The sequence below is a fragment of the Fructobacillus cardui genome (assembly GCF_963580785.1).
In the GTDB taxonomy this organism is placed as follows: domain Bacteria; phylum Bacillota; class Bacilli; order Lactobacillales; family Lactobacillaceae; genus Fructobacillus; species Fructobacillus cardui.
Genome location: NZ_CAUZLS010000003.1, coordinates 40,867 through 53,436, shown reverse-complemented (window position 1 = coordinate 53,436; position 12,570 = coordinate 40,867). Strand labels below are relative to the sequence as shown.

Below are 12,570 nucleotides of genomic sequence, written 5' to 3'. Positions count from 1 at the left end.
ACACGAAAAGATAGGAAGAATGAATACAATGGTCAACCAACGAGTAAAGCCGATTTTGGTGGCGTTCACGCTTTTCTTGGGGCTTTTTGCCTTTGGAACGAAGGCAAATGCTGCTGAACCTAATTATGTCATCTCAACGGATGCAACTTATGCACCCTTTGATTTCCAAGACAAAAATAATGAGTACGTCGGTATTGACCAAGATATTTTGAAGGAAGTGGCGAAAAGAAACCACTTCACCTACACATTGAAGCCAATGTCCTTTAATGCCGCTGCTCAAATGGTTGCTAACGGCCAGGCAGATGGAATTATTGCGGGAATGGCCATCACGGATGAACGAAAGCAAGTCTATGATGTTTCGGATTCATACTATAAGACTGGTGTTGCTTGGATTACCAAGAAGGGCTCCAAGATTAAGTCATTATCCGAATTGAAAGGGAAGACAGTTGCCTTGAAGTCTGGGACGGCTGCCTCAAACTACGGCTTGTCCTTGCAAAAGAAGTACGGTTTTAAGGTTAAGTATTTCAACGATACGGACACAATGTACAACGATGTTGTCAACGGTAACAGTGCTGCTACCTTTGAAGATATGCCTGTTATCCAGTATGCCATTAAAAACGGCCTAGATTTGGAAGTTAAGAATCCAAATAACCCTGGTAACGCCGGTGGCTACGGCTTCTTCGTTAAGAAGGGGCAAAACCCACAGTTGATTGCTGATTTTAACAAGACCTTGAAGGAAATGAAGGCCGATGGTTCTTATCAAAAGATTGTTGATAAGTATTTGAAATCAGACCAGAAAAACTTTACGGGTTCATCTGCTGATAATAACTCTACTTGGGGTATCTTGCGTTCAAACAAGAAGGCATTCTTCGACGGCTTGGTTCAAACAATCGAGTTGACCGTCGCTGGTATTATCCTCGCTTCTCTTTGGGGCATGGTCCTTGGTTTGATGGGTGTGGCTAAGTCAAAGTTCTTGCGTGGGTTATCCACAACGATTATCTACGCCTTCCGTGGTTTGCCACTGATGGTCTTGGCCTTCTTCATTTATATTGGTTTGCCAGGTGTTATCGGAACGAAGATTCCTGCCTTTACGGCCGGCTTGTTGACGCTGATTTTGAATGAGGGTGCTTATACCGGGGCCTTTGTTCGCGGTGGTTTTGAAGCCGTTGACCGAGGACAGATGGAAGCTGCTCGTTCATTGGGATTGCCTTACGGTAAGGCAATGTCTAAGGTCGTGGTGCCACAAGGTTTGAAGATTATGGTGCCATCGTTTGTTAACCAGTTCATCATTACTTTGAAGGACACGTCAATCTTGTCTGCCATCGGAATTTTGGAACTGACACAAACGGGAACATTGATTGTTGCTCGTAACTCACAAGGATTCCGTGTTTGGGCCATTATCGGTTTGATTTACATGATTGTGATTACGCTGTTGACTTGGTTCTCGAACTGGTTAAAGAAGCGTTTAGATTAATTAAAAATGATTTTAAAGGGCTCTCTCGTCTAACTGACTGAGAGGCCCTTTTTATGTTACTTGCGATTAATTCATCCAATCAATACTGCTTTGCCAATTTGGCTAATCGAAGCGAAAATTACCGATGTCCGGCCTGCAAAAAGCCTGTGGTGCTTCGTCACGGTCAACAAAATGTGGCCCACTTTGCTCACCAGGTGCAGGCGGGCTGCCACTCTTTTACGGAGGGCGAAACAATCGATCATCTCTTGGGTAAGATGGCACTCTATCGGTATTTTGCAAAAGACTATCAGGTAGTGGTCGAACCAGTTTTAAGTCAAATTAGTCAGCGCCCGGATCTATTGGTTAAACGTCCGCGAGGGACAGATTTGGCAATTGAATACCAGTGTTCATCAATTGGCAAAAAAAGACTGCAAGAGCGCAATCAAGGCCTGCAGAGTCTCGGATTAGAGGTCTTGTGGGTTTTGGGGCCTGCCTACTATCAACGGCGCTTGTCAGGCGAATTAATTTGTCGGTTTATTTATTGCGGCCGACTATTTTTTTATGTGCCCAAGCAGAAACGCTTTGATACCCGGTTTAATTTTTCTAAAACGGACTTTCATAAACTACAGTATGAAAGCCAGACTGGTTTTGGGGCCGTCTTGTCCAGCGTGGCTAATGGTACTGATAATGACGAGCGAGTAGGGAGGCAGTTAACCGGCCAACCAATCGTTAATCAGACAAGGTTGGTCAGTTCAACCAGTGACCTGGTTCAGCACTTACTCTACCAGCGAACCAAACTGACCTTGCTGATGGTGCAGGGCCGGGTCAAGGTTGACCTGATTAACTATCTTTATGAACGGGGACATCGGCTCGATCAACTGCCAGATTGGTGTTTACTGGGACAAGCTTTTGGCCTAGCAGTCCCCAATTGGCACTTTCGGTTGGTTCTTGTCTTGTTGTTGGAAAGAGTTGGACTTAATCATTGGATCTTTGAGGAAAGGCTTAGTGCCCGGTTAAGGCAGTATTTTTACCCCAGTTTTCAAGACCACGAGAAAATTTTGAAAGCGACGTATGCTGATTTGGCAGCGAGCGGCGTCATCTGCTTACAGGACAACAAAATTTTAGTGATAAAGCTCCTGCAATTTGTCGCAGATTAAGATTGCTATGTTAAAATGAGTAAAATATCAGAAAAGGGGGGCCTGAAGCAAGCCAATGCCTTGGGCAACAACTATATGGGACAAATCACACGACAAGAAGTGCCAACGGAACTGACTTGGGATTTAACCACGGTCTTTGCAGATGACCAGGCCTTTGAAGAAGCGGTTGCCGCTTTGAAGGTTAGCCTGGCCGACTTGGACCAGTATGTCGGTCACCTTGGTGATTCTGCCCAGACCCTGTTGGCCGGTTTGGAAACGGACCTCCAAATCGAACGGTCATTTGAAAAGATTTACGTTTACGCCAATCAAAAATATGATGAAGACACGGCGAATAACCACTATGCTGGTGTTTATGCTCAAGCTCAGGACCTTTTGGCCGCTGTGAGCCAAGCAACTGCTTTCTTCCAACCGGAAGTTTTGGCGATTGATGAAAAGACTCTAGCCACTTATCTCGAAGATCAAGCACTGGTGCCTTACCGTCATTTCTTTGATGTTTTGCTTTCAGAAAAGGCCCACACACTGCCTGCCGACCAAGAGGCCTTGCTAGCGGGTGCTTCAACTGTTTTGTCATCGGCTGAACAAACCTTCTCGGCCCTCGACAATGCCGATATGGATTTTGGTGATGTAGTGACGGAAAACGGTGAAGTTGAAGAATTGACGAACGGACTCTATGGCGTGATGTTGCGGTCTAAGAACCAGCCAACGCGTCAACAGGCTTTCACGACCCTTTATGATGCTTATATGGCGTTAAAGAATACCTTTGCTTCTACCTTGTCTTCAACAGTTAAGAAGCACAACTTCTTGGCGAAGACACGCCACTATCAGTCTGCTAAGGAAGCAGCCGTGCTGTCAAATCAGATTCCAACGGCCGTTTATGATACCTTGACGGACCGTGTTGAAAAGAACCTACCACTCTTGCACCGCTACGTTTCATTACGCAAGGAAGTCTTGGGCTTGGAAGAAGTTCATTCATACGATTTGTATGTGTCTTTGACAGATGATGTGGACTTGCCTGTTACCTATGAAGATGCCAAGGCAATTGCCTTAAAGGCATTAGCACCATTGGGCGAGGATTATCTGGAAGTGGTCAAGAAGACCTTTGCCGAGCGCTGGATTGACGTTGTTGAAAACAAGGGAAAGCGGTCAGGGGCCTACTCTGGTGGGGCATACGATACCAACCCTTATATCTTGCTGAATTGGCAGGATACATTGGATAACGTCTATACTTTGGTCCACGAAATGGGTCATACCGTTCATTCTTATTTGACTCGTCACAACCAGCCATACCACTACGGCGATTATCCAATCTTTTTGGCTGAAATAGCTTCAACAACTAACGAAGCCCTCTTGACGGATTACCTTTTGAAGACCTATGATGACCCTAAGGTCCAAGCTTACGTTTTGAACCAATACTTAGACGGCTTTAAGGGGACGGTCTTCCGTCAAACGGAATTTGCTGACTTTGAAGCTTGGATTCATGACCAGGACGCTGCGGGTCAACCGTTGACAGCCGAAGCCATGGCTGCTTACTATGGCGATTTGGATTCAAAGTTCTATGGTCCTGATTTGACCAAGGACCCAGAAATCGCTTACGAATGGTCACGAATTCCACACTTCTACTACAATTTCTACGTTTACCAGTACGCGACTGGTGAAGCGGCTGCCACAACGCTGGCCCAAAACATTTTGGAAAAGGGTGAGGCAGAACGCTATAAGGACTATTTGAAGGCCGGTAACTCAGCGAGTCCATTAGAAGTCATCGCCAAAGCTGGCGTTGATATGACAGAAGGTGCATACTTAGACCAAGCCTTTGCCGTCTTTGAAGACCGGTTAAATCAGCTAGAAGCATTACTTGGTCAGGCAAAGTAAGAAGGGAGTTTCGATAATCATGGCGAAAGTTTTAGTATTTGATGGGATTGATGAAAACGCTCTTGCTCCATTGAAGCGAGCAGGATTGGAGATCGTCTCAAACCCACAGGCAACATCAGAGGATTTTGCAAGTGATGATGAGGTTATTGGTATCATCTTGATGATGTATCCAGTTGACGGAGCAGTCATGGACCGCTTCCCAAACCTAAAGATCATTGCTCGTCATGGTGTTGGCTATGACAACGTTGACCTGCAAGCTGCTAGTGAACGTGGCATTGCTGTGACCAACACGCCTGGTGCGAATGCCGGTGCGGTAGCTGAAACAGCGATTACGTTGATGTTGATGGCTGGCCGTTTGTTTGAAACCAGCCACGACGCCATTACGGACAAGAAGGCAGCCGACTACATGGTTGGCAAGAGTGGCCAGCAAGTTTCAGGCAAGATTGTTGGGATTATCGGCTTTGGCCATATCGGACAAGAAATTGCCAAATTATTGACCGGCTTTGGTGTCCACGTCTTGGCCTATGCGCGTCATGACCGTGATGTTCCCAATGGCCGAATGGCTGACCTTGATGAAATCTTCCAACAGGCTGATTTCGTTGTTTCAGCATTGCCAGCAACGCCAAGCACGACTGGCTTGATTGATCAAAAGGCTTTTGACAAGATGAAGCCAAGTACAGTGGTGGTCAATGTTGGCCGCGGCCCAGTGATTGATGAAGCAGCCATGATTGCTAGCTTGAAGTCTGGTAAGATTGCTGCTGCAGGTCTGGATGTGGTTGACCAAGAGCCAATTAGTCCGGATAACGAACTGTTGTCCTTGCCAAATGCCTTTGTTTTGCCACACGTGGCAGCGCACTCAAAGGAAGCAGACTTTGAAGTGGCCAAGACGGCCGCTAAGAATGTCTTAGCAGTTTTCGAGGGTAAGCCTGCCGAAGACCAAGTTAACGATTAGATCAATAGGAATTTTTTAAAACCGTCGAGCTAAAAACAGGCTAGGCGGTTTTCCTGATTTTTGTTATACTAGAGTTACGATGAAGGACCTAGTAGGGGTCAGCCAGTAGTAAAGCGAACGGTGTCTAGTGCAAGACCGTCTGCTGGTGCCTCGAATTTCAGTCTGGAGACTTTGGCCTAACAGTCAACGGTAAGCCGCCGATACCGGCCAAGAGTGCTGGCCTTTTGGTCAGAAACTGGGTGGTACCGCGGAAGTTCTCTTACGTCCCTTATGTTGTGTGAATAACATAGGGGACTTTTTTATTGGGAAAAAGAGGAAGATGAATGACATTAATTGATGAATTACAGGCAATCGCCAAGCAAGCTGAGGCTGATTTGGCAGCAAAAGGAGCCGACTTGGAACAAGTCCGGGTGGCTTACCTTGGCAAAAAGGGAAAAATCACGACGGTTTTGAAGTCGATGAAGGACCTTTCAATCGATGAAAAGAAGGCTGTCGGCCAGGTGGGTAATCAGGTCCGCCAACAAATCCAAGATAGCTTAGTAGCCATGAAGGCTGTTCAAGAAAAGGCGGCAATGGATGCCAAGTTGCAGGCGGAAACGCTTGATGTGACCTTGCCGGGAACAAAGCCCAAGTTGGGGAACCGCCATGTGTTGCAACAAATCATGGATGAAATCGAAAGCCATTTCTTGGGACTGGGCTATCAAGTGATTGATGACCCGATTGACTCACCTGAAGTGGAAACAGATGAATACAACTTTGAGCGGGAAAACCTGCCAAAGGATCACCCAGCCCGTGATATGCAGGATACTTTTTATGTGACGCCAGAAATTTTGTTACGGACGCAGACATCACCCGTTCAATCGCGCGCCTTGGAAAAGCATGACTTTTCTAAGGGGCCATTGAAGATGATTGCGCCGGGTAAGGTTTACCGGCGGGACACGGATGATGCGACTCATTCACACCAATTCCACCAAGTGGAAGGGTTGGTTGTTGGTAAGAACATTACCATGGCTGATTTGAAGGGAACATTATTGTCAATCATGCAGGAGCTTTTCGGTAAAAAGCACCAAATTCGCCTGCGCCCATCTTACTTCCCATTTACGGAACCTTCCGTCGAAGTTGACGTTTCTTGGAACGAAGTGACGGAAGACACCAAGCCGGAAGATATCCGTTGGATTGAAGTTTTGGGAGCGGGGATGACCCATCCAAACGTTTTGAAGATGGATGGCGTTGATCCAGAAGAATACTCAGCCTTTGCCTTTGGTTTGGGTCCTGATCGTTTTGCCATGCTGAAGTATGGCGTGGAAGACATTCGTCAATTCTACTTAAACGATGTCCGGTTCTTGGATCAATTTAATAAGCGGGGGAACTAATCATGAAGACCAACTTAAAATGGTTAAACGAATACTTACAGCCGGGGCTTGATTTAAGCGAGCAGGCTGTCTTGGATTTGGCACAGCAAATTGAATTGACCAGTGTGGAATTGGAATCTGTTGGAACGGCTGCTGCCAAGCAGTCTGGTTTGGTGGTTGTCCGAGTTGACTCGGTTGTGCCCCATCCAGATTCTGATCACATGGTGATCACACAGGTTTTTGATGGTAAAGAGACCATCCAGGTTGTGACTGGTGCACCAAATGTGGCCGAAGGCCAGTTAGTTGTCTTGGCTCGTGTTGGCGCTCAGATTGTCGACCGTGAAAGTGGTGACTTGGTGACCATCAAGGAGGCCCAACTTCGTGGGGAAATCTCTTATGGGATGTTGGTTGCCTTGCAAGAAATTGGCTTGGCCGATTCTGTGGCACCACAGGACTTTGAGGAAGGTATTCATGTCTTCACAGAAGAAGATGATGTTAAGCCCGGGGATGATGCACTCGCAGTCTTGGGCCTGAAAGATCCGATGATTGATACTGATTTGACCCCTAACCGGGCTGATCTTTTGTCAATGCGGGGGATGGCCTATGAATTGGCTGCCATGACTGACCAAAAGGTGATGCTGCCACAGACAACTGTTTTGAGCGATCAATCAGAGTCAAATGCGGTGGTGACGGTTGCCGGAAACGAAGATTTGGCAACTGGATATGCAGTTCGTGTCTTGGGCCAAGTTAAAAACGATTCATCACCGCTCTGGTTGCAAAGCCGTCTATGGAATGCAGGCTTCAAGCCAGAAAACAAAATTGTTGATTTAGCCAACTATTGGCTCCTACTGACGGGACAACCTTTGCACGTCTATGACTTGGATAAATTAGCCACGATGCAGCTGGAAGTTCGTTTGGCAAAAGAGGGTGAAAAGTTGCCCCAGGGTGAAGAAGAGGCAATGGCCCTCCGTGCTGACCAGGATATTGTGGTTGCAGCTGGTGATCAAATTTTGTCTTTGGCAGGAATTGCCACGAACCCAGCAGTTGCTGTGACGGCTGATACGACGAAGGTCATTGTTGAAGCTGGACAGTTTAACCCAAGCTTCTTGCGGCAAAGTGCTCGCCGCCATACGTTGCGGTCAGAGTCGTCATTCCGTTTTGAACGCGGAATTGACTTGGATCAAACTCTCGAAGTTCTTGATCAAGTGGCTGCCGAAATGGCCATGTTGACGAAGGGCAAGATTGTTGTTGGTTTGAGCAAGTTTGGCTTTGCTTACCGAGCACCGGAAACGATTGCTATCAGTCGCGATCGTATTAATCAGATTCTGGGGACTGATTTGTCAGTGGCCACAATTTCTGCTATTTTCACTCGTTTGGCTTTGCCAATCGATGAAAAAGATGGTCAGTACTTAGTGACTATTCCTGGTCGTCGGACGGATTTGACCATCCCAGCCGATTTGATTGAAGAGGTGGGCCGTCTTTACGGTTATGACAACTTGCCAACTGCCCTAGTTGAAGGACAGAGCACGCCGGGTGATTTGACACCACGGCAAAAGAAAATTCGTGCTAGTCGAGAAATTATGGAAAGCCTTGGATTTGACCAGGCCATTTCCTATGCCCTGACAACTCCTGAAAAGGCAACTGCCTTCAATTTGGACCAGAACCGTAACGTGGTGGCCTTGGATTATCCAATGTCATCAGATCGGACCACTATTCGACAGAACCTTTTGTCCGGTCTGTTGGATGATGTTTCCTATAACGTTGCCCGGTCTGTTAAGGACCTTGCCTTATATGAGCAGGGACGAATTTTCTTGGCCCAAGGCGAGAATGTTCAACCGGAAGAACGTGAACATCTAGCCGGCGTTTTGGTTGGTAATGTTGCTGAATCAAGCTGGCAAACGGGTGAAAAAGATGAAGTTGCTGATTTCTACGATATCAAGGGACGCTTAGAGGCATATTTGCAGACGATTGGTCTTGATTCAAGTGCAGTGCGCTTTGAGCAAAGTGCACAACACGAAGCCATGCACCCGGGACAGACAGCGGATGTTTATCTTGGCTCGACTTACCTTGGCTTTGTTGGTCAAATTCATCCGGCCGTTTTGGCGAATACTAAGTTGCCTGCAGCCTTTGCCTTTGAGATTGATCTAGAAGTGGTCATCGATCATTCACAGGCACCAGTTGCTTATCAACCTGTTTCAAAGTACCCACAAATCAGTCGTGATTTGGCCGTCTTAGTTGATGACAGTTTGGACCAACAACAGGTGTTTGATATGATTAAAGCCAATGGGGGGGATTACCTTCAAAATGTGACTTTCTTTGACCTTTACACGGGCCGGGGATTACCAGCTGGTAAGAAGTCATTGGCTTATCAGTTGACTTATCAAGATAAGACTGATACTTTAGTTGAATCAGTTGTCACGGATGCCTTTGAAAAGATGACGACAACTTTAACGGCAGAATTAGGTGCGGAAATCCGCTGATTTGGATTGTCTTGTTGTAACAAAAACGATATAATTAGGGTAAAACCACAAGCAAGTAGGACAGCCCTTATGGCAAAAATTATTATTAACGGTGGCCACAAGATTTCAGGTGCGGTGACCATTGGCGGAGCTAAGAACTCGACGGTTGCATTAATTCCAGCCGCAATTCTGGCAGACACGCCTGTCAATTTTGACAATGTTCCACAAATTTTAGATGTTAAAAACTTACAGTATATTCTCGCTGCGATGGACGTTCGTTCTAATTTCGCAAACGGTGACCTTTCGATTGATCCAACCACGATTACGGAATCCGAATTGCCTTCAACGGCCATTAAATCATTGCGCGCCTCTTATTACTTCATGGGGGCGTTGCTTGGTCGCTTTGGTCGAGCAACGGTAACTTTCCCTGGTGGTGATAACCTCGGATCACGACCAATTGACCAGCATATCAAGGGCTTTGAAGCTTTGGGTGCAACGGTGACTGAAGTCGGTGATATTATTACCCTTGACGCAACTGCCCATGGTTTAACTGGTGCACGTGTGACTCTTGATACGGTTTCTGTTGGGGCCACCATCAATATTATCTTGGCTGCCGTAAGGGCCAAGGGGCAGACGATTATCGAAAACGTCGCTAAGGAACCAGAAATCATTGATATTGCGACCTTCTTGAACAACATGGGGGCCAATATTCGCGGTGCTGGAACCGACACAATTCGTATTACTGGTGTTGACCGTTTGGAAGCACGCAATACCCACACAGTGATTCCTGACCGAATTGAGGCGGGAACGTACATGGCGATGGCCGCTGCCTTTGGTGATGGCGTAACCATCAAAAACGTCATTCCAGAACACTTGGAGTCATACACTTCAAAGTTGTTGGAAATGGGCGTTGATATGCAAATCGGTGAGGACTCCGTCTTTATCGGGCCAAGCCATGATTTGAAGCCGGTTGCCATTAAGACGATGCCGTATCCAGGTTTTGCCACCGATTTACAACAACCAATCACACCACTCTTGTTTTTAGCCGAAGGTGAAAGCACGATTACTGAAACCATTTATCCAATGCGCAATAAGCATATTGCTGAATTGCGACGGATGGGTGCAGAATTATCATCATTGAACCCAGGTGAAATTAGGGTTAACCATTCCGAACGTTTGGTTGGCGCAACTGTGGAAGCGGCAGAGATTCGTGCAGGAGCCGCTTTGGTGATTGCCGGTATTATGGCCGACGGCCAAACCGTGATTGAAAACGCCACACATATTTTGCGCGGTTACGACCGCTTAGCTGATAAATTAGCTTCGCTGGGCGTCGATTTAAAAATCGAAGGTGTTGATTTAATCAACTTGATGCCTTAACCTTGCATGGATAATATCCCTGTGATAGAATAGTTAAGTTAATAACTGACTCTGATTTAATAAAATCAGGGCGCTAAGGAGATACTCATGAAAAAAGAAATCCATCCAGATTACCGTCCAGTTGTCTTTATTGATGCCGCAACTGGTAAGAAGTTCTTGTCAGCATCTGTTGTTGCAACTGACACAACTACTGATTTTGAAGGTCAAGAATATCCATCAGTACGTATGGAAATCACTTCAGATTCACACCCATTCTACACTGGTAAGCAGAAGTTTACTCAAGCTGATGGTGCGGTTGACAAGTTTAACAAGAAGTTTGCTAACTTCGGCTTCAAGAACAACGACTAAGTTGTTTTATAAAAACGCTCACCTCGGTGGGCGTTTTTTCTTGGCTTGTGGAAAAAGAATTTGTTTGCAGTGAATTATCACCAAGCAAAGTGCTGGAGGCATGATGGCAAAGACAATCGTACCTGTTAAATTACATGAAAAATTGACGGTCACTATCAAGGAGATTCGCCAAAATGGGATGGGCATGGCCTTTTTAGAGGGTCGGCCAGATTATCCGATTTATTTAGCTGATGCCATGCTTGGTGAAGAAGTTGAAATTGACATTATCCAAGTGGATAAGTATTCCGCCTACGGAAAAATTTTGACCTGGGTCAAAGAGAGTACTGGGCGTAAAAATCAAAACCGCCAATATTTGATTGAGGCCGGTACGGCGCCCTTGGTTAACTGGGCTTATGCAAATCAGAAAGAATTTAAGCAACAAATTGTGGAAAAAAACTTTTACGATGCTGGTCTAGAGGTAACCGTTGTTAATCCGATTACGATGGACACAACGCCAACTTATTACCGGAACAAAACGGTTGTTCCCCTTAAGTGGCAGGATGGCCAGCTTTTGTCCGGCTTTTATCAACGAGGTAGTCATCATTTGGTACCGATGGAAGACTACTATGTTAATGATGCCCGGGTAGACGAAGTGATTGTCATTGTTCGTGAGATTCTTGCTAAACGGGGTGTCTCTGCCTATGATCCGGACCAAGAAGAAGGAGCAATTCGCTATGTGATGGTGCGCCGGGGTTATTATAGCCAGCAGTTAATGGTGGTTTTGGTGACCAACGAGAAAAATTTGCCAGATGAGGCAGGCCTCGTGGCTGACATCGTGGAAGCTTTGCCTGATTTGACATCCTTAATTTTGAACTTTGCACCAAAAAAAGATTATGTCCAATTAAGTGCCAATAACCGCGTGCTCTTTGGTCAAGCGACCATTGAGGACACATTGCTCGGCAAAAAGTTCTTGATCGGCCCAAATTCCTTCTACCAGGTTAATCCGGTCATGACGGAAAAGCTGTATCAAAAGGCAGCCGACTTGGCTGATTTAAAGCCGACGGATGTTGTCGTTGATGCCTATGCAGGAATTGGGACAATCGGGATTTCAGTTGCTGACCGCGTCAAGGAAGTGATTGGTGTTGAGGTTGTTCCCGGGGCAGTCATGGATGCCAAGAAGAATTTAGCATTAAATCAGATTGACAATGCCAGCTATATTGAGCGCGATGCGCCTGATCAGTTTGAGGATTGGCAAAAACAAGGGATTCAACCAGATGTTGTCTTTGTCGACCCACCACGCCGGGGCTTGACGCCGAAGTTAATTGAAAAGACAGCTGAAATGGGCCCTGACCGCGTGGTTTACGTTTCGTGTAATCCCGTGACGGCTGCTCGTGATGTTGCCCTGTTTAAGGATCTGAGTTATGAGGTAAAAGGACCGGTTGTTCCGGTGGATCAATTCCCTCAGACTGCTCATATCGAGACGATTACCGTCTTACAAAAGCGCGAAGACTAAGTGCTATAAGTGTTATTGAAATCGGGTGCTGGTCATTTAAAGGCGTTAAAATTAAGTGCTATTGAAATCAGTTGCTGGTCATTTAAAGGCGTTAAAATTAAGTGCTATTGA

General features: G+C 46.2%; 9 protein-coding genes. All 9 read left to right on the top strand.

Annotated elements, in window-relative coordinates; all coding sequences use genetic code 11:
• Positions 1 to 28: 28 nt before the first annotated feature.
• The 9 genes from AABI20_RS03550 (at position 29) to rlmD (ending at position 12,459) form a co-directional block, all read left to right on the top strand.
• Positions 29 to 1,474: an ABC transporter substrate-binding protein/permease gene (locus AABI20_RS03550; protein ID WP_338345951.1), complete on the top strand. Its 1,446-nt coding sequence runs from the start codon at positions 29 to 31 to the stop codon at positions 1,472 to 1,474.
• Between the two features lie 53 nt (positions 1,475 to 1,527).
• Positions 1,528 to 2,610 carry a competence protein CoiA gene (locus AABI20_RS03545; protein WP_288846728.1) on the top strand — a complete coding sequence of 361 codons (1,083 nt, stop codon included), beginning with the start codon at positions 1,528 to 1,530 and terminating at the stop codon, positions 2,608 to 2,610.
• A gap of 75 nt (positions 2,611 to 2,685) precedes the next feature.
• Positions 2,686 to 4,479, top strand: a complete 1,794-nt coding sequence (gene pepF / locus AABI20_RS03540; RefSeq protein WP_338346870.1) for an oligoendopeptidase F — start codon at positions 2,686 to 2,688, stop codon at positions 4,477 to 4,479.
• 19 nt (positions 4,480 to 4,498) lie between these two features.
• The gene (locus AABI20_RS03535; protein WP_288846729.1) at positions 4,499 to 5,431 is read left to right on the top strand and encodes a phosphoglycerate dehydrogenase; all 933 of its coding nucleotides are present in this window, start codon (positions 4,499 to 4,501) and stop codon (positions 5,429 to 5,431) included.
• A 323-nt stretch (positions 5,432 to 5,754) separates the two neighbouring features.
• On the top strand, positions 5,755 to 6,804 hold the full coding sequence (gene pheS / locus AABI20_RS03530; RefSeq protein WP_338346784.1) for a phenylalanine--tRNA ligase subunit alpha: 1,050 nt from the start codon (positions 5,755 to 5,757) through the stop codon (positions 6,802 to 6,804).
• A 2-nt stretch (positions 6,805 to 6,806) separates the two neighbouring features.
• Positions 6,807 to 9,263 (top strand): phenylalanine--tRNA ligase subunit beta, encoded by a 2,457-nt coding sequence (pheT, locus tag AABI20_RS03525; protein ID WP_047974285.1) that lies wholly within the window; start codon positions 6,807 to 6,809, stop codon positions 9,261 to 9,263.
• Between the two features lie 69 nt (positions 9,264 to 9,332).
• Positions 9,333 to 10,619 (top strand): UDP-N-acetylglucosamine 1-carboxyvinyltransferase, encoded by a 1,287-nt coding sequence (locus AABI20_RS03520; protein ID WP_338345923.1) that lies wholly within the window; start codon positions 9,333 to 9,335, stop codon positions 10,617 to 10,619.
• 87 nt (positions 10,620 to 10,706) lie between these two features.
• On the top strand, positions 10,707 to 10,967 hold the full coding sequence (locus AABI20_RS03515) for a type B 50S ribosomal protein L31 (protein WP_047974287.1): 261 nt from the start codon (positions 10,707 to 10,709) through the stop codon (positions 10,965 to 10,967).
• Between the two features lie 103 nt (positions 10,968 to 11,070).
• The gene (gene rlmD, locus AABI20_RS03510) at positions 11,071 to 12,459 is read left to right on the top strand and encodes a 23S rRNA (uracil(1939)-C(5))-methyltransferase RlmD (RefSeq protein WP_288846732.1); all 1,389 of its coding nucleotides are present in this window, start codon (positions 11,071 to 11,073) and stop codon (positions 12,457 to 12,459) included.
• Positions 12,460 to 12,570: the final 111 nt, after the last annotated feature.

Excerpts from the sequence above, each read along its gene's own strand:
- AABI20_RS03550 (WP_338345951.1), top strand. The coding sequence starts at position 29 with ATGGTCAACCAACGAGTAAAGCCGATTTTGGTGGCGTTCACGCTTTTC.
- AABI20_RS03545 (WP_288846728.1), top strand. The coding sequence starts at position 1,528 with ATGTTACTTGCGATTAATTCATCCAATCAATACTGCTTTGCCAATTTG.
- pepF (WP_338346870.1), top strand. The coding sequence starts at position 2,686 with ATGGGACAAATCACACGACAAGAAGTGCCAACGGAACTGACTTGGGAT.
- AABI20_RS03535 (WP_288846729.1), top strand. The coding sequence starts at position 4,499 with ATGGCGAAAGTTTTAGTATTTGATGGGATTGATGAAAACGCTCTTGCT.
- pheS (WP_338346784.1), top strand. The coding sequence starts at position 5,755 with ATGACATTAATTGATGAATTACAGGCAATCGCCAAGCAAGCTGAGGCT.
- pheT (WP_047974285.1), top strand. The coding sequence starts at position 6,807 with ATGAAGACCAACTTAAAATGGTTAAACGAATACTTACAGCCGGGGCTT.
- AABI20_RS03520 (WP_338345923.1), top strand. The coding sequence starts at position 9,333 with ATGGCAAAAATTATTATTAACGGTGGCCACAAGATTTCAGGTGCGGTG.
- AABI20_RS03515 (WP_047974287.1), top strand. The coding sequence starts at position 10,707 with ATGAAAAAAGAAATCCATCCAGATTACCGTCCAGTTGTCTTTATTGAT.
- rlmD (WP_288846732.1), top strand. The coding sequence starts at position 11,071 with ATGGCAAAGACAATCGTACCTGTTAAATTACATGAAAAATTGACGGTC.